This window comes from Pseudomonas sp. B22(2017) (genome assembly GCF_002113105.1).
Classification (GTDB): Bacteria; Pseudomonadota; Gammaproteobacteria; order Pseudomonadales; family Pseudomonadaceae; genus Aquipseudomonas; species Aquipseudomonas asiatica.
Genome location: NZ_NEJN01000002.1, coordinates 504,319 through 521,532 on the forward strand (window position 1 = coordinate 504,319; position 17,214 = coordinate 521,532).

Consider the following 17,214-nt stretch of genomic DNA (forward strand, 5'->3'; position numbering starts at 1 on the left):
GGTGGGAGCTGGCTTGCCGGCGATGGGCCGCAACGCGGCCCCAGGTTTTCAATCTTTGATCAACCCTCGCAACACCGCTCGCGCTTCTTCAGTGCGCAAGCACTCGATGAACAACCGGGCCTCCCGCGCCACTGTCGCCTCGAGCTCGGCCCGCTGGCCGTCCTTGAGCAGCCGCTTGCTGATGCGCAGCGCCGCCTGCGGGTAACCTTGCAGCTGCCGCGCCAGGCGCCGGGCAGCTGCCAGGCACTGTTCACCGTCTTCATGCAGTTCATTGGCCAGCCCCCAAGCCACCATCCGTTCGCCATCAAGCAACTCGTTTGCCAGCAGCAGGCGAGCCGCCCGGGCAGGGCCAAGCAAACGCGGAAGCAGCAGGCTGGAACCAAACTCCGGGCACACGCCCAACGGCGCGAAAGGGATGCGCAACTTGGTCGTACGGCTGACCAGCACCTGGTCGCAATGCAACAGCAAGGTGGCACCGATGCCGATCGCCGCGCCACTGACCGCGGCAATCAGCGGTTTGTCCAGGCCCATCACCACCCGCATCAGGCGGAACACCGGGCTGTCCAGGTCGGCAGGCGGGTTGTCGAGGAAGTCGCGCAAGTCATTGCCGGCGGTAAAGCACTGCGGCCCACCGGTGATGATGATGGCTTCGACATCAGGGGCTTCACCTGCCGCCAGCAGCAGGTCGCCCAGCTGTTGGTACATGGCGGTGTTCAAGGCATTGAGCTTGTCGGGGCGGTTGAAGGACAGGGTCAGCAGGCCCTGGTCCAGGTCACGTGTGATCAGGTCGTTCATGGCAGCCGCTTTTGTTGTTGTGGGCATGGGTGCCAAGGGTTTATCACGCAGTCCGGCTTGTTGTACAGTCGTTCAGTCCAGCCCCTAGCCCGAGAGCCGCCGATGAACCAGGAAGCCCGCTACCACCGCATGCTGCCGGAATTGCGCAAAGCCAACCTGGTCGAGGCGACCTTGGTATGCCTCAAGCGCCATGGCTTTCAGGGTGCGTCGATCCGCAAGATTTCAGCAGAAGCCGGGGTTTCGGTCGGATTGATCAGCCATCACTATGCCGGCAAGGATGAGCTGGTGGCCGAAGCCTACATGGCAGTCACCGGTCGGGTGATGGGCCTGCTGCGCGAGGCCATGGCCCAGGCCGCGCCCAATGCTCGCGAGCGGCTGTCGGCGTTCTTCCGTGCCTCGTTTTGCGCCGAGCTGCTCGACCCGCAGTTGCTCGACGCCTGGCTGGCGTTCTGGGGCGCGGTGAAGACCGCCGATGCGATCAATCAGGTGCATGACCATTCCTATGGCGAATACCGCAATGAACTGAGCGGGCTGCTGGCCACGCTGGCCGGGGAGGAGGGCTGGCAGGGCTTCGATGCTGACCTGGCGGCCATCAGCCTGAGCGCCTTGCTCGATGGCCTGTGGCTGGAGTCGGGGCTCAACCCCGGTACCTTCACCCCCGAGCAGGGCGTGCTGATCTGCGAGGCCTGGGTCGATGGCCTGCAGGCCGGTGGCCGGCGTCGCTTCAGCCTGCCGGAGGGCTGTTGATCGCCTGTTCAGTAACGAGTAGGCTGCTGTCGCGAGTGTGTAGAACAAACCAAAAATAAAAGAGACGACACGCAATGACGCCTCGGGTATTGATCGTCGATGACGATCCGCTTATTCGTGACTTGCTGCAGGCCTATCTGTCCCAGGAAGGCTATGACGTGCACTGCGCCGACACCGCGGAAAAGGCCGAAGCACTGCTCGGCAGCCAGGATGTCGACCTGGTGCTGCTGGACATCCGCCTGCCCGGCAAGGACGGCCTCACCCTGACCCGTGAGCTGCGGGTACGTTCGGAGGTCGGTATCATCCTCATCACCGGCCGCAACGACGACATCGACCGCATTGTCGGCCTGGAATGCGGCGCCGACGACTACGTGATCAAGCCGCTCAATCCCCGCGAACTGGTGTCCCGCGCCAAGAACCTGATCCGCCGCGTGCGCCATGCCCGCGAGGTGCACCCGACGCCGGCCTGCGCGCAATCGCTTAAGCAGTTCGCCGACTGGGCGCTGGACACCGACCGCCGGCGCCTGATCGACGCCCGTGGCGGGCAAACCCTGCTGACCCATGGCGAGTTCCAGTTGCTCAGCGTGTTCCTGCGCAACAGCGGCCACACCCTCAGCCGCGACCAGTTGATGGACCAGATCCGCAACCGCGAGTGGGTGCCCAACGACCGCTCCATCGACGTGCTGGTCGGCCGCCTGCGGCGCAAGCTGCACGACGACCCGGCCGAGCCCCAACTGATCATCACCATCCACGGCACCGGCTACCTGTTCACCGCCAGCGTGGCGGCATGACCCGCAGCGCCTGGGTGCTGGCCTTGGCATTGTTCGCCGTGCAAGCCAGTGCAAAGCAGCCGGTGCGCTATTGCGATTACCCGGTGTACCCGCCGATTTCCTGGAGTGACGGCCACCAGGTGCGTGGCCTGGCCCCCACCGTGGTGCGAGAGCTGTTTGCGCGCATGGGCTACGAAGTGCAGACCGTGGTGCTGGGCAACTGGAAGCGCTGCCTGATGGACGCCGCCGCCGGGCGGGTGGATGTGGTGCTGGCCTACAACAGCGACCAGCGTGACCAACGCATGCGCTTTTCCACGGTGCCGGTGGTGCGCGAGGAAGTGGCGGTGTTCTACAACCGCCTGCGGCCGGTGCGGTTCCAGCGCCTGGAAGACCTGGCCAGTTACCGCGGCGGCCTGCTGTACGGCGAAAGCTACGGCGCCGACTTCGACCGCTTCGTCGCCCGCCACCAGAACATCGAGCGTGTGTCGTCCAGCCAGCAGAACTTCGGCAAGCTGATCCGTGGGCGCATCGACTACGTGATCCAGGAGCGGCGCACCGGCCAGCTGTTCATCGAACACCTGCCTGGGGCGCAGGACATCCGCGTATTGCCCACGGCCCTGAGCGTGGACTACCTGCGCGTCGCGATATCACGGCAATCGCCCTTGAGCCAGCATATGGACGAAATCGACGCGCAGTTGCTGCGCATGAACCAGGCGGGCGAGATCGAGCGCTGGCTGGAGCAGAGCGAAGTTATCTACCGCGACATGGTCAACCTGCCGGCGGACTCCCGATGATCCGCCTGCGCACCGATGGCTTGCTGCGCCGCCTGCTGCTGTTCATCCTGCTGTTCAGCCTGTGCTTTACCGTGCTGGCCAGCTCGGTGCAGCTGTATTTCGAGTACCGCCGCGAGATGCGCGATATCGAGGCGCGCATGGCGCTGATCCGCGCCGGTTACCTGGCCAGCCTGGAGCGCAGCCTGTGGGACCTGGACGAGGCACAGCTGGATACACAACTGCGCGGCCTGGTGGACTTTTCCGATGTCGCCCGAGTGCGTCTGGTCAGTGACGATTTCCAGATGCTGCGCGGCGTCGCCGAGCCCAAGGGGCCGCTGCGCATCGAACGCTTCGCCCTTGATTACCAGCCGCCCTCGGGGCCGGCCAGGCACCTGGGCGAGCTGGAAGTGAGCATCGACCTGGGCGCGGTGCACCGGCGGCTGTATGCCACGGGCCTTGCCAGCCTGCTGTGGATGGGCGTGTTCCTGTGTGGCCTGGCGGTGGCGTTGTCGGGGCTGTTCTACCGCCTGGTCACCCGCCACCTGCAAGTGATGGCCGAGTTCGCCCGGCGTATTGGCGCCGGCCAGTGGCAGGAACCGTTGCGCCTGGGGCGCCGCCCGTCAACGCGCCCGGACGAGATCGACACCGTCGCCAATGCCCTGGATGACATGCGCCGCGCCATCCTCAGCGACATCGAACGCCGCGAGCGCGACCGCCTGGCGCTGCAGGACAAGCGCGACGAACTGCAGGCCATGGTCGAGCGGCGTACCGCCAGCCTGGCCCGGGCCAAGGACGAGGCCGAAGCCGCCAACCTGGCCAAGTCACGCTTCCTGGCGACCATGAGCCATGAGCTGCGTACACCACTCAACGGCATTCTCGGCATGGCCGAGCTGCTGCGTGGCGGCCGGCTGGAGGCGGCCGACCGCCAGCGCGTCGAGGCCTTGTACAAGGCCGGCGAGGGGTTGCTGGCGATTCTCAACGAAGTGCTGTATTTCGCCCGGCTCGAGGAGGGCGAAAGCCGCGCCGAGCTGGTCGGTTTTTCGCTACGCCAGTTGTGCCAGGAAGTGCTGGCGCTGCTCGAACCCATGGCCCGGGACAATGGCGACGCCCTGCAGCTGGACATCGACGAGCAATTGGCCGAGTACCAGCACGGTGCCGAACAGTACCTGCGCCAGGTGCTCAGCAACCTGCTGGCCAACGCCATCAAGTTCACCGAACACGGGCAGGTGCGGCTTGCGGTGCAGGTACTGGCCAGTGACCAGGGCTCGCAGCGCGTGCGGGTGTCGGTCAGCGACAATGGCATCGGCATCGAGCCGGCTGTGCAGGCCAGGGTCTTCGACCGCTTCGTCCAGGCCAGCGAGGCGGTGGCCCGGCGCTACGGCGGCACCGGCCTGGGCCTGGCGATCTGCAAGCACCTGGTGGAAAAACTGGGGGGCTGCATTGGCCTGGACAGCGTGCAAGGGCAGGGCAGTCGCTTCTGGTTCGAGCTCGACATGGCCCGCGGGCAGCCAGTGCAGACCAACTCACCAGCCCCTTCGCCCCTGGCCAGCCTGGACATCCTGGTAGTTGAGGACGTGGCATTGAACCGCGAGGTGGCCGGTGGGTTGCTGCTGCGCGATGGCCACCGGGTGAGCTTTGCCGAGGACGCCGGGCAAGCCCTGCAGGCCTGCGCACAGCGGCGCTTCGACCTGATCCTGCTCGACGTGCACCTGCCCGGCATGAGCGGGGTGGAGCTGTGCCGGCAACTGCGTGCCACCCCCGGGCCGAACCGCCACAGCCGGGTCCTGGCACTGACGGCTGGCGTGCAACCGGGGCAAGTGCCAGGGTACCTGGATGCCGGCATGCAGGGAGTGCTGGCCAAGCCCCTGCGGCTGGACAACCTGCGCCGGGCGCTGGCCGAAGCGGCGCCCGCTGAAGTGGTGGGCGTCGACGCGACAATGGACTGGTCATTGCTGGACACCCACCGCTCGCTGCTGGGTGAACAGAAGCTGCAAGGCCTGTTGAAGGTACTGCGCCAGTCGCTGGAGCAGCACGCCACGGCGTTGGCCGAGGCGCTGCCGGCCCAGGACTTTACCGAAGTGCTGCACCTGGCCCACCGCCTGGCCGGCAGTTGCGACTCCCTGGGTTTTTCTGGCCTGGCCGCGCTGTTGCGACGCCTTGAGGACGCTGCCCGGCAGCATGACGAACAGGCGTTGAAAGCGCTCGGCGCGCCGCTGGCCACCGAGCTTGCCCAGGCCCGCGCCACCCTGGAACAGCTGATCCAGAGCTGACGTACAAAAAACTTACGACTTTTTACATCTTCGATCCGTTCGTACAACGGCACCTTACATCCGTTTCCAATAATCCATGGCAACCGTGTTGCACGCGGTCCATGAGGCTTATTGGAGACAAGAATAATGACATGCCGTAGCGCTCAGCCCCTCCTTCCTACCACTCCGCGCGGCACCCCCGCGCGGCCTGGCACCAGCCGCAAAGGCGAGGTGCGCCATGACTGACAACCGCGAAAAGATCCAGCTCACCCGCGCGCTGAAAAGCCGGCACATCTTCATGCTGTCGCTGGGCGGGGTGATCGGCACCGGGCTGTTCATGGGCTCGGGCGTAACCATCAACCAGGGTGGCCCGATAGGCGCGATCCTGGCCTACCTGGTCGCGGGTTTGCTGATGTACCTGGTGATGGTCTGCCTGGGCGAGCTGTCGGTGCAGATGCCGGTGTCCGGTTCGTTCCAGGCCCACGCCACCAAGTTCATCGGCCCGGCCACCGGCTTCATGATCGGCTGGGTGTACTGGATGAGCTGGGCCACCACCGTGGGCCTGGAGTTCACCGCCGCCGGCATGCTGATGACCCGCTGGTTCCCGGAGGTGCCGATCTGGTATTGGTCGGCGCTGTTCGTGGTCGTGCTGTTCGGCCTCAACGCCCTGGCCACCCGTGCCTTCGGCGAGGCGGAGTACTGGTTCTCGGGGATCAAGGTGGCGACCATCCTCGGCTTCATCATCATCGGCCTGCTGGTGATCTTCGGCGCCATCCCGCTGAGCAGCGGGGCGCCGGCACCGATGCTGGACAACCTGGTGGGCGAGTCGCTGTTCCCCCATGGCCTGTCGGCGGTGTTCGCGGTGATGATGACCGTGGTCTATGCCTTCCAGGGCTGTGAAATCATGGGGGTGGCAGCCGGCGAGACCGAGCACCCGGAAAAGAGCATCCCGCGGGCCGTGCGCAACGTGGTGTTCCGCGTGCTGATCTTCTACGTGCTGGCGATTGCCGTGCTCTCGGCCATCGTGCCGTTCGAGCAGGCCGGGCTGATGGAAAGCCCGTTCGTGCAGGTGTTCGACATGGTGGGTATTCCCTTTGCCGCCGACCTGATGAACTTCGTCATCCTCACCGCCATCCTCTCGGTGGGCAACTCCGGGCTTTATGCTTCTACGCGCATCCTCTGGGCCATGTCGAAGAGCGGCATGGCGCCGAAAAGCCTGTCGCCGCTGAGCAAGCGTGGCGTGCCGTTGCGGGCGCTGAGCATCACCCTGTGCTTTGCGCTGATCTCGCTGATGACCAGTTTCATTGCCGCCGACACCCTGTTCATGGTGTTGATGGCGGTGAGTGGCATGTCCGGCACCGTGACCTGGATCGTCATCGCCCTGGCGCAATACCGCTTCCGCAAGGCCTACCTGCGAGATGGTGGGCAACTGCAGGACCTGAAGTACAAGGCGCCGCTGTACCCGCTGGTGCCGCTGCTGTGCATCACCCTGTGCAGCTCGCTGTTCGTGTTCCTGGCGCTGGATGAAACCCAGCGGCCGTCGTTGTACTGGGGCTTTGGCTTCATTGCCCTGTGCTACGCGGCGTACTTCTTCGTCAACCGCCGTCGGCAGGGGGCCTTCGAGCCGAGCGTGCCAGGGGTTTGATGCCGTGGGTCGTTGGTTGTAAGTGTTCGTCGAAGCATTTTTATTGCCTGTGAGATCGAGCGCCGCCCGCGCGGCGCTTCGCGGGACAAGCCCGCTCACACATTTGTTGCAACGTGCCGAACCTGACAGGCCATGGTTGTCAGCCTTGTTGCCTTGACGCGGTTTTCCGGCTGGCGCTACCGCCACCTCACCGGCCTCAAACAATACACCAAGGCGGACAACGCCTCTCCCACAGGCATGGCCACGTTGCAACAAATGTGGGAGCGGGCTTGTCCCGCGAAGCGCCGCGCGGGCGGCGCTCGATCTCACAGGCGCAGAAAGTGTCAAGGCGTATACCCGCGAAGCGCCGCGCGGGCGGCGCTCGATCTCACAGGCGCAGAAAGTGTCAAGGCGTATACCCGCGAAGCGCCGCGCGGGCGGCGCTCGATCTCCCAGGCAACGAAAATGCAATGCCAAAAGAAAACCGCGTAACAGCAAAAACCGAGTTGTGCGAAGTTGTAACAGCCCATCCCGCCTTGTTGAACACTCGTTTAGTATCTCCCTCATCAAGCCCTCTCAAACCATCACAACAACACCGAGGCCCCCCATGACCACCCCGTCGTCGTCACTGTTGAGCAAGGTCGAAGCCGGCGTTGCCTGGATCACCCTCAACCGCCCCGAGCAGCGCAACGCGCTGGACATCCCCACCCTCAAGCAACTGCACGCCCTGCTGGAAACCTGCAACAGCGACCCGGCCGTGCGCGTGGTGGTGCTGACCGGCAGCGGCCGCAGCTTCTGCGCCGGTGCCGACCTGGCCGAATGGGCCGCGGCCGAAGCCCAGGGCACCCTGGAAAGCTACGGCTGGACCGAAACCGCCCACGCCCTGATGTTGCGCCTGCACAGCCTCGACAAGCCCACCATCGCTGCCATCAACGGCACCGCCGTGGGCGGTGGCATGGACCTCAGCCTGTGCTGCGACCTGCGCATCGCCGCGGCATCGGCGCGCTTCAAGGCCGGCTACACCAGCATGGGCTACAGCCCCGACGCAGGTGCCAGCTGGCACCTGCCACGGCTGATCGGCAGCGAGCAGGCCAAGCGCCTGTTGTTCCTCGATGAGCTGTGGGGTGCCGAACGTGCCCTGGCGGCCGGGCTGATCAGCGAAGTCTGTGCCGACGAGCAACTGCCCGCTGTGGCCGCCGAGCTGGCCGGGCGCCTGGCCAACGGCCCCACCTTCGCCTACGCGCAGACCAAGCGGCTGATCCGCGATGGCGCCCGGCGCACCCTGGCCGAGCAGCTGGAGGCCGAGCGCCAGGCCGGCCTGCTGTGCGGCCGCAGCCAGGACGGTGCCGAGGCGCTGCAAGCCTCGGTGGAACGCCGCGCCCCCCGTTTCACCGGCCAGTAACCCGATAACCGACCCTCACCAGGACCTTCGCAGATGAATTTCCAACTGACCCAAGAACAAGAAATGTTGGTGGAAGCGGTACGCAGTTTTGTCGCCAAGGAGCTGCTGCCCCATGAGGAGGCAGTGGACCGTGCCGATGCCGTATCGCCCGAGCTGGCTGCGCAGATCCGCGGCAAGGCGATCGCCGCCGGGTTCTATGCCTTCAACATGCCCGAGGAGGTCGGCGGCGGTGGCCTGGACTATCTGTCCCAGGCGCTTATCGAGCGCGAACTGTCCAAGGTGTCCTGGGCCCTGCACGTGTTCGTCGCGCGGCCATCGAAAATCCTCATGGCCTGCAAGGACGAGCAGATCAACGACTACCTGTTGCCCTGCGTGCAGGGCGAGAAGATCGACTGCTTTGCCCTCACCGAGCCGGGCGCCGGCTCCGATGCCAACGCCATCAAGACCCGTGCCGTGCGCCAGGGTGACGACTTCGTCATCAACGGCAGCAAGCACTTCATCAGCCATGCCGGCCACGCCGATTTCGCCATCGTCTTCGCCGTCACCGACACCTACGAGCACAATGGGCGCAAGCGCAACGCGGTAACGGCCTTCCTGGTCGACCGGGGCACGCCGGGCATGACCATCCGCCGTGGCCCCAAGTGCGTGAGCAATCGTGGCTACCACACCTACGAGCTGTTCTTCGACGACTGCCGGGTGCCGGCCAGCAAGGTGCTGGGCGAGGTCGGCAAGGGCTGGGAGGTGGCCAACGCCTGGCTCACCGCCGGCCGGGTGATGGTCGCCGCCAACTGCGTGGGCCAGGCCCAACGAGCCCTCGACCTGTCGCTGCAATGGGCCGCCGACCGCAAGCAGTTCGGCCAGGCCATCGGCAGCTACCAGGGCGTGTCGTTCAAGCTCGCCGACATGGCCACGCAGATTCGCGCTGCGGAAATGCTCACCCTGCACACCGCCTGGAAGATGGACCAGGGCAGCATGACCGACGGCGAGGCCGGCATGGCCAAGCTGTTCGCCAGCGAGGTGCTGGGCAAGGTTGCCGACGAAGCCGTGCAGATCTTCGGTGGCATGGGCCTGATGGATGAAGGGCCGGTCGAGCGCATCTGGCGCAACGCACGCATCGAGCGCATCTGGGAAGGCACCTCGGAAATCCAGCGGCACATCATCGCCCGCGAACTGCTGCGCCCGCTGCTGCGCTGAGCGCGAGGAGAACACCCATGTCGCATTCGATTCGTGACAACCTCAAGCGCCTGCTGGCCCCCCGGCACCTGGCCTTCGTCGGCGGGCGCAGCATGGCGCGGGCGCTCAAGCGCTGCGCCGAAGGTGGCTTTGGCGGCGAGCTGTGGCTGGTCAACCCGCAGCATGACAGCCTCGAAGGTATCCCCTGTGTGGCGCGTGTGGCCGACTTGCCCCATGCCCCGGACGCGGTGTTCATCGCCACCAACCGCGAACTGACCCTGCAGTGCGTTGCCGAGCTGGCCGCACGCGGTGCCGGTGGCGCCATCTGCTATGCCTCGGGCTTTGCCGAAAGCGGCGAAGAGGGCCGCCAGCTGCAGCAGCGCCTGCTCGCCGCCGCCGGCAACATGGCCTTGCTCGGCCCCAACTGCTACGGCCTGCTCGACTACCTGCACGGCGCTGCCCTGTGGCCGGTGGCCCATGGTGGCCAGCAGGTGGAGAAGGGCGTGGCGATCCTCACCCAGAGCGGCAACTTCGCCTACAACCTGTCGATGAGCGACCGCTCGCTGCCGGTGGCCTACATGGCCTCGGTCGGCAACCAGGCGCAACTGGGCGTGGCCGAGCTGATGGACGTGCTGCTCGACGACCCACGGGTAACCGCCATCGGCCTGCACCTGGAAGGCCTGAAGAACGTGCCGGGCTTCGCCCGTGCTGCCTGCAAGGCATTGCAGCAGGGCACGCCGATCATTGCGCTGAAGACCGGCGTGTCGCAGATTGGCGCCGAACTGGCGCTCAGCCACACCAGCTCGCTGTCCGGCTCCGATGCCTTGTACGACAGCCTGTTCCAGCGCCTGGGCGTGATCCGCGTCAGTGGCCCGGTGAGCTTCGTTGAAACCCTCAAGGCCGCCGCCTGTGGGCGCCTGCCGGTGAATGGCGAGCTGATCGCCCTGGCCTGCTCGGGTGGCGATGCCGGCTTGATCGCCGACTATGCCGAGCGCAACCAGCTGGTCCTGCCGAAGCTCGCACAAGGGCAGGTGACGCAGTTGGCCGAGGTGCTGCCGGCCTATGCCAACCTGGTCAACCCGCTGGATTTCACCACTGCCATCTGGGGTGATGCAGCGGCCCTGCAACGCATGCTCGACAGCACCCTGAGCGGCGCAGCCGACGGGGCCATGCTGGTGCTGGACTACCCGGCGGCGTTCACCGGCGAACGCAAGGAATGCGACCTGCTGCTGGCGCTGTACTGCGATGCGCTGGAACGCCACGGCAAGATCGGCTTCGTCACCTCGGCATTCCCGGAGCTGTTGCCCGCCTGCGCGCGCCAGCGCTTGCACGCGCGTGGCATCGCCGCCCTGCAGGGCGTGGAGGATGGCCTGGCAGCCTGGGGGCGCATCGTCGCCTACCAGCGCAACCGCCAGCGGCTGCTGGAACAGGGTGAGACCACGCGGGTACCGCTGTGCCCGCAGGCCATCGCGGGCGAGGGCCAGCTGCTGGACGAATGGCAATCCAAGCAAGCTCTGCGTGCCTTCGGCCTGCCGGTACCGGCAGGGGTGCTGAGCACACCCGAGCGCGCTGTGGCAGATGCCGCCCGCGTCGGCTACCCGCTGGTACTGAAGGCGGTCAGCGCGCAACTGCCGCACAAGACCGAAGCCGGTGCGGTGGCGCTGAACCTGCGCGATGCCGCCGCCCTCGAGGTTGCGCTGGTGCAGATGCGCCAGCGCATCGCCGCCTACGCCCCGCAGGTAGCGTTCGACCAGGTGCTGCTCGAACCGATGGCCGAGCCGCCGCTGGCCGAACTGATCGTCGGCATCAAGCGCGAGCACGACTTCGCCCTGGCCCTGGTGATCGGTGCCGGTGGCGTGCTGGTCGAGCTGCTCAAGGACAGCGTCAGCCTGTTGCTGCCGACCACCGACGATGCCATCCGCAGCGCGCTGCTCGGCCTACGCAGTGCCAGCCTGCTGCAAGGCTTCCGTGGCCGCCCGGCCGCCGACCTCGACGCACTGGTTGCGGCTATCCGCGCGGTGGCCGACTACGCCTGCGAAAACGCCGGGCAACTGCTGGAGCTGGATGTGAACCCATTGATGGTCGGTGCCCACGGCACCACCGCGGTCGACGCGCTGATCCGCCTCGGCCAGGCGCAAGGAGAACGACATGAATAAGCACACCCCGACCGCCGGCCAGGCGTTGGTGCGCCTGCTGGCCAACTACGGCGTGGAGACGGTATTCGGCATCCCCGGCGTGCACACCCTGGAGCTGTACCGCGGCCTGCCGGGTAGCGGCATCCGCCACGTGCTGACCCGCCACGAGCAGGGCGCCGGCTTCATGGCCGACGGCTATGCACGGGTAAGCGGCAAACCGGGGGTGTGCTTCGTCATCACCGGCCCGGGCGTGACCAATGCCGCCACCGCCATCGGCCAGGCCTACGCCGACTCCATCCCGATGCTGGTGATTTCCAGCGTCAACCACACTGCCAGCCTGGGCAAGGGCTGGGGCTGTCTGCACGAAACCCAGGACCAGCGCGCCATGACCGCGCCGATTACCGCGTTCTCTGCCGTGGCCCTGCGCGGCGACGACCTGCCCGAACTGATCGCCCGCGCATGGGCTGTGTTCGACAGCGAACGGCCGCGCCCAGTGCACATCTCGGTGCCGCTGGACGTACTGGCCGCGCCGGTCAGCCGTGACTGGAGCGATGAGGTGGTGCGCCGCCCCGGGCGTGGCCAGCCGTGCCGCGACATCCTCGACCAGGCCGCCGTGAAGCTGGCCGCCGCCAAGCGGCCGATGATCATTGCCGGTGGTGGGGCATTGCACGCGGCCGAGCAGCTGCAGCAGCTGAGCACCCGGCTGGCAGCGCCATTGTTCACCAGCGTGGCCGGCAAGGGCCTGCTGCCTGCGGACGCACCACTGAATGCCGGCGCCAGCCTGTGCGTCGAGCCCGGCTGGCAGCTGATCAGCCAGGCCGACGTGGTGCTGGCAGTGGGTACCGAAATGGCCGACACCGACTTCTGGCGCGAGCGTCTGCCGATCAGCGGCGAGCTGCTGCGCGTGGACATCGACCCGCGCAAGTTCAACGACTTCTACCCCTGTGCCATCGCCCTGCACGGTGATGCCCGGCAAACCCTGGCCGGCCTGCTCGAGCACCTGCCAGCGCTGGACCGTGACCCGGCCCAGGCCAGCGAAGCAGTGGCCAACCTGCGCCAGGTCATTCGCAGCGGGCATGCGCCGCTGCAGGCCGTGCACCAGGCAATCCTCGACCGCATTGCCGCCGTGCTGCCCGACGATGCCTTCATCAGCAGCGACATGACCCAGCTGGCCTATACCGGCAACTACGCCTTCGCCAGCCGGGCGCCGCGCAGCTGGCTGCACCCCACCGGCTACGGCACCCTGGGCTACGGCCTGCCGGCCGGCATCGGCGGCATGTTCGCCAGCGACCACCGCCCCGGCCTGGTGCTGGTGGGCGACGGCGGCTTCCTCTACACCGCCCAGGAACTGGCCACGGCAGTCGAGGAACTGGACCGACCGTTGGTCGTGCTGTTGTGGAACAATGACGCCCTTGGCCAGATCCGTGACGACATGCTCGACCTGGACATCGAGCCGGTCGGCGTACTGCCGCGCAACCCGGACTTCATCGGCCTGGCCCGTGCCTTTGGTTGCACGGTGCGCCAGCCGCGTGATCTGGATGCGCTGCAGGCCGATCTGGCCAGCGGTTTCGCCACCCCCGGCGTCACCTTCATCGAACTCAAACACACCTGCGTCTGCTAAGCGGCAGACACCACGAACAACAAGAGAAATCACCATGCAATTCAGCCGTACCCTCCTGGCTGCATCCCTCGCTCTGCTGATCACTGGCCAGGCCCCGCTGTACGCCGCACCGCCCCTGTCGATGGACAACGGCACCGCCGCCCTGACCGCGCAGAACAGCAACGCCTGGGTCGAAATCAGTGCCGGCGCACTGCAACACAACATCCGTACCTTGCAGGCCGAGCTGGGCGGCAAGTCCAAGCTGTGCGCCGTGCTCAAGGCCGACGCCTATGGCCACGGTATCGGCCTGGTCATGCCGTCGATCATCGCCCAGGGCGTGCCCTGCGTGGCGGTGGCCAGCAACGAGGAGGCACGCGTGGTCCGCGCCAGCGGCTTCACCGGGCAACTGGTGCGGGTACGCCTGGCCAGCCTCGGCGAAGTGGAAGATGCCTTGCAGTACGACATGGAAGAGCTGGTTGGCAGCGCCGAGTTCGCCCGCCAGCTCGATGCCATCGCCGAACGCCACGGCAAGACCCTGCGCATTCACATGGCGCTCAATTCCAGTGGCATGAGCCGCAACGGCGTGGAAATGACCACCTGGTCCGGCCGGGGTGAAGCGCTGCAGATCACTGACCAGAAGCACCTCCAGCTGGTCGCGCTGATGACTCACTTCGCCGTGGAAGACAAGGACGATGTGCGCAAAGGCCTGGCAGCGTTCAACGAACAGACCGACTGGCTGATCAAGCACGCGAAACTTGATCGCAGCAAGCTCACCCTGCATGCCGCCAACTCCTTCGCTACGCTGGAAGTGCCGGAAGCGCACCTGGACATGGTGCGTACCGGTGGCGCGCTGTTCGGCGACACCGTGCCGACGCGCACCGAATACCAACGTGTCATGCAGTTCAAGTCGCACGTGGCGGCGGTGCACAGCTACCCGGCAGGCAACACCGTCGGCTACGACCGCACCTTCACCCTGGCGCGTGATTCGCGCCTGGCCAACATCACCGTGGGTTACTCCGATGGCTACCGCCGGGTGTTCACCAACAAGGGCCATGTGCTGATCAACGGCCACCGAGTGCCAGTGGTGGGCAAGGTGTCGATGAACACCTTGATGGTCGATGTCACCGACTTCCCCGATGTGAAGGGGGGCAACGAAGTGATGTTGTTCGGCAAACAGGCCGGGGGGGAGATCACCCAGGCCGAGATAGAAGAAATCAACGGCGCCTTGCTCGCCGACCTCTACACCGTATGGGGCAGTTCCAACCCGAAGATTCTCGTCGACTGAACTGCCAATGAAGGGAGATTGCCATGCGCTACGCCAAGCTCACTCAACGCATCGCCGGCGACGGGGCTGCGGCCTGGGACATCCACTATCGCGCCCTGGCGCTGCAGGCCGAGGGTAGGGATATCCTGCTGCTTTCGGTGGGTGACCCGGACTTCGACACCCCCGCGCCGATCGTCGAGGCGGCCATCGACAGCCTGCGTTCGGGCCACACCCATTACGCCGATGTGCGCGGCAAGCTGGCGCTGCGCCAGGCCATCGCCAACCGCCACCGCCAGCGCAGCGGCCAGGCCGTCGATGCCGACCAGGTGACGGTACTGGCGGGGGCCCAGTGCGCGTTGTACTGCGTGGCCCAGTGCGTGCTCGACCCGGGTGACGAGGTAATTGTCGCCGAGCCCATGTACGTGACCTACGAGGCGGTGTTCGGGGCTTGTGGCGCCAAGGTGGTGCCGGTGCCGGTCAAGCCGGAGAACGGCTTTCGCGTGTGCCCGCGTGACGTGGCCGCGCGCATCACCCCGCGCACCCGCGCCCTGGCCCTGAACAGCCCGCACAACCCCTCGGGGGCGAGCCTGCCGCGCGCCACCTGGGAGGCGCTGGCCGAGCTGTGCATCGCCCACGATCTGTGGTTGATCTCTGACGAGGTGTATAGCGAGCTATTGTACGACGGCGAGCATGTCAGCCCAGGCAGCCTGCCGGGCATGGCCGAGCGCACCGCCACCCTCAACAGCCTGTCGAAGTCGCATGCCATGACCGGTTGGCGGGTGGGCTGGGTGGTCGGTTCGACCGAGCTTGCCACCCATCTGGAAAACCTCGCCCTGTGCATGCTGTACGGTTCGCCGGACTTCATCCAGGACGCCGCCGTGGTGGCACTGGAGCAGCAGCTGCCGGAACTGGATGTCATGCGCGAAGCCTATCGCCAGCGTCGCGACCTGGTGTGCGAGCAGTTGGCCGACTGCCCGGGCATCAAGGTGCTCAAGCCCGATGGCGGCATGTTCGTGATGGTCGATATACGCGAGACCGGCCTCAGCGCCCAGGCCTTCGCCGATCGCCTGCTCGACAGCCAGGGTGTGTCGGTGCTCGCTGGCGAAGCCTTCGGCCCCAGCGCTGTCGGGCATATCCGCCTGGGCCTGGTATTGGGTGACGAGGCCTTGGCCGACGCTTGCCGGCGCATCGCCCGCTGCGCCGCCGCACTGATGCAGGGGCAGGCCAATGCGTGAATATGCGCGGCTGTACATCGACGGCGCCTGGCAGGTACCGAGCGGGCAGGGCATGGCCGAGGTGATCGACCCGGCCACCGAACAGGCCATCGGCCGGGTGCCGCAGGGCGCCGAGGCCGATGTCGAACGGGCGGTGATGGCTGCGCGGCGGGCCTTCGATGGCTGGTCGCGCACGCCGTCCAGCGTGCGTGCCGGGTTCATAACGGCGCTGGCCGCACAGCTGAAGAGCCGCGCGGCGGAAATGGCCTCGGTCATCACCGACGAGTTGGGCATGCCGGTGCAGTGGTGCCAGGCGGTACAGGTGGAGGGCCCGATTGCCGGGCTGGAGCAGTACGCCGAACTGGCCGGGCTGATGGATGAGGTGCGCGAAGTCGGCAACTCGCTGGTGTACCGCGAAGCCGTTGGCGTGTGCGCGTTCATCAACCCGTGGAACTACCCGCTGCACCAGATGATCGGCAAGCTGGCGCCGGCCCTGGCCGCCGGCTGCACGGTGGTGGTCAAGCCCAGCCAGGAAACACCGCTGCATGCGTTCCTGCTGGCCGAGATGATCGAGGCCATCGGCCTGCCGGCCGGGGTGTTCAACCTGGTCAGCGGGCCGGGGGCCAAGGTTGGCGAGGCCCTGGCCCGGCACCCGCAGGTGGACATGGTGTCGTTCACCGGCTCCACCGGCGCCGGGGTGCGCGTGGCCCAGGCGGCCGCGCCGACGGTGAAGCGGGTGTGCCTGGAGCTGGGTGGCAAGTCGCCGCTGCTGATCACCGCCGACGCCGACCTGCACGCGGCGGTGCGCCATGGCGTGCAGGATGTGATGATCAACTCGGGGCAGACCTGCACGGCCCTGACCCGCATGCTGCTGCCGGCCAGCCGCTACGCCGAGGCGCTGGAGATTGCCGAGGCCGAGACCCGTGCGCTGGTCATGGGCGACCCGCGTGACCCGGCCAGCTTCCTCGGGCCGATGTGTTCGGCAGGCCAGCGGCGCACCGTGCTCGACTACATTCGCCTGGGCCAGGAAGAGGGCGCGCGCCTGCTGTGCGGCGGTGATACGCCAGCCGGCTTCGAGCGCGGGTTCTACGTGGCGCCGACGTTGTTCGCCGATGTCGACAACCGCATGCGCATCGCCCAGGAGGAAATCTTCGGCCCGGTGCTGTGCCTGATCCCCTATGCCGACGAGGCCCAGGCGCTGGCCCTGGCCAACGATTCGCCGTTCGGCCTGTCCAGCGCGGTGTGGGCCGGCAGCCGCGAGCACGGCCTGGCCCTGGCGCGGCAGATACGCGCCGGGCAGTGCTTCATCAACGGTGGCGGGTTCAACTACCAGGCACCGTTCGGTGGCTACAAGCAGTCGGGCAACGGGCGTGAGTGGGGTGAGGAGGGCCTGGCGGAGTTCGTCGAGGTGAAAGCGGTGCAGTGCTGAGCCACAGCTGGAAGACAACCTGTTTTGTGTGAGGAGAAT

Annotated in this window: 13 protein-coding genes; 12 read left to right on the top strand and 1 reads right to left on the bottom strand. The window is 66.6% G+C overall.

The window, feature by feature from the left end; translation table 11 throughout:
- Positions 1-48 precede the first annotated feature (48 nt).
- Positions 49-795, bottom strand: coding sequence for an enoyl-CoA hydratase-related protein (locus CAG18_RS06295; protein WP_085720613.1), 747 nt, complete (start codon positions 793-795; stop codon positions 49-51).
- Positions 796-897: 102 nt separating this feature from the next.
- Between CAG18_RS06295 and CAG18_RS06300 the strand changes: the two genes are divergently transcribed.
- From CAG18_RS06300 to CAG18_RS06355, 12 genes are all read left to right on the top strand, one after another.
- A complete protein-coding gene (locus tag CAG18_RS06300; RefSeq protein WP_015270774.1) occupies positions 898-1,542 on the top strand; it encodes a TetR family transcriptional regulator C-terminal domain-containing protein in 645 nt (214 codons plus the stop codon).
- A 74-nt stretch (positions 1,543-1,616) separates the two neighbouring features.
- Entirely contained in the window at positions 1,617-2,333 is a 717-nt protein-coding gene (locus tag CAG18_RS06305) for a response regulator (protein WP_015270773.1), read from the top strand.
- The gene (locus CAG18_RS06310) at positions 2,330-3,106 is read left to right on the top strand and encodes an ABC transporter substrate-binding protein (RefSeq protein WP_085720615.1); all 777 of its coding nucleotides are present in this window, start codon (positions 2,330-2,332) and stop codon (positions 3,104-3,106) included. The genes CAG18_RS06305 and CAG18_RS06310 overlap by 4 nt, the downstream gene beginning before the upstream one ends.
- Complete coding sequence (locus CAG18_RS06315; protein WP_085720616.1) at positions 3,103-5,355, top strand: ATP-binding protein; 2,253 nt, start codon at positions 3,103-3,105, stop codon at positions 5,353-5,355. The genes CAG18_RS06310 and CAG18_RS06315 overlap by 4 nt, the downstream gene beginning before the upstream one ends.
- A gap of 217 nt (positions 5,356-5,572) precedes the next feature.
- Positions 5,573-6,979, top strand: coding sequence for an amino acid permease (locus CAG18_RS06320; RefSeq protein WP_013973081.1), 1,407 nt, complete (start codon positions 5,573-5,575; stop codon positions 6,977-6,979).
- 586 nt (positions 6,980-7,565) lie between these two features.
- Entirely contained in the window at positions 7,566-8,360 is a 795-nt protein-coding gene (locus tag CAG18_RS06325; protein ID WP_085720618.1) for an enoyl-CoA hydratase/isomerase family protein, read from the top strand.
- Between the two features lie 33 nt (positions 8,361-8,393).
- Positions 8,394-9,554, top strand: a complete 1,161-nt coding sequence (locus CAG18_RS06330; protein WP_015270769.1) for an acyl-CoA dehydrogenase family protein — start codon at positions 8,394-8,396, stop codon at positions 9,552-9,554.
- Positions 9,555-9,571: 17 nt separating this feature from the next.
- Positions 9,572-11,689 (top strand): acetate--CoA ligase family protein, encoded by a 2,118-nt coding sequence (locus tag CAG18_RS06335; protein ID WP_085720619.1) that lies wholly within the window; start codon positions 9,572-9,574, stop codon positions 11,687-11,689.
- A complete protein-coding gene (locus CAG18_RS06340; RefSeq protein WP_085720620.1) occupies positions 11,682-13,289 on the top strand; it encodes a 5-guanidino-2-oxopentanoate decarboxylase in 1,608 nt (535 codons plus the stop codon). Before CAG18_RS06335 ends, CAG18_RS06340 begins: the two co-directional genes overlap by 8 nt.
- A gap of 34 nt (positions 13,290-13,323) precedes the next feature.
- A complete protein-coding gene (gene alr, locus CAG18_RS06345) occupies positions 13,324-14,553 on the top strand; it encodes an alanine racemase (RefSeq protein ID WP_085720621.1) in 1,230 nt (409 codons plus the stop codon).
- Between the two features lie 23 nt (positions 14,554-14,576).
- Entirely contained in the window at positions 14,577-15,767 is a 1,191-nt protein-coding gene (locus tag CAG18_RS06350) for a pyridoxal phosphate-dependent aminotransferase (RefSeq protein ID WP_085720622.1), read from the top strand.
- Positions 15,760-17,175 (top strand): aldehyde dehydrogenase family protein, encoded by a 1,416-nt coding sequence (locus tag CAG18_RS06355; protein WP_085720623.1) that lies wholly within the window; start codon positions 15,760-15,762, stop codon positions 17,173-17,175. The genes CAG18_RS06350 and CAG18_RS06355 overlap by 8 nt, the downstream gene beginning before the upstream one ends.
- Positions 17,176-17,214: the final 39 nt, after the last annotated feature.

Bases quoted from the DNA above. Each gene is read 5' to 3' on its own strand.
- CAG18_RS06310 (WP_085720615.1), top strand. From the start codon at position 2,330: ATGACCCGCAGCGCCTGGGTGCTGGCCTTGGCATTGTTCGCCGTGCAA.
- CAG18_RS06335 (WP_085720619.1), top strand. From the start codon at position 9,572: ATGTCGCATTCGATTCGTGACAACCTCAAGCGCCTGCTGGCCCCCCGG.
- CAG18_RS06315 (WP_085720616.1), top strand. From the start codon at position 3,103: ATGATCCGCCTGCGCACCGATGGCTTGCTGCGCCGCCTGCTGCTGTTC.
- CAG18_RS06320 (WP_013973081.1), top strand. From the start codon at position 5,573: ATGACTGACAACCGCGAAAAGATCCAGCTCACCCGCGCGCTGAAAAGC.
- alr (WP_085720621.1), top strand. From the start codon at position 13,324: ATGCAATTCAGCCGTACCCTCCTGGCTGCATCCCTCGCTCTGCTGATC.
- CAG18_RS06295 (WP_085720613.1), bottom strand. From the start codon at position 795: ATGAACGACCTGATCACACGTGACCTGGACCAGGGCCTGCTGACCCTG.
- CAG18_RS06330 (WP_015270769.1), top strand. From the start codon at position 8,394: ATGAATTTCCAACTGACCCAAGAACAAGAAATGTTGGTGGAAGCGGTA.
- CAG18_RS06350 (WP_085720622.1), top strand. From the start codon at position 14,577: ATGCGCTACGCCAAGCTCACTCAACGCATCGCCGGCGACGGGGCTGCG.
- CAG18_RS06300 (WP_015270774.1), top strand. From the start codon at position 898: ATGAACCAGGAAGCCCGCTACCACCGCATGCTGCCGGAATTGCGCAAA.
- CAG18_RS06325 (WP_085720618.1), top strand. From the start codon at position 7,566: ATGACCACCCCGTCGTCGTCACTGTTGAGCAAGGTCGAAGCCGGCGTT.
- CAG18_RS06355 (WP_085720623.1), top strand. From the start codon at position 15,760: ATGCGTGAATATGCGCGGCTGTACATCGACGGCGCCTGGCAGGTACCG.
- CAG18_RS06340 (WP_085720620.1), top strand. From the start codon at position 11,682: ATGAATAAGCACACCCCGACCGCCGGCCAGGCGTTGGTGCGCCTGCTG.
- CAG18_RS06305 (WP_015270773.1), top strand. From the start codon at position 1,617: ATGACGCCTCGGGTATTGATCGTCGATGACGATCCGCTTATTCGTGAC.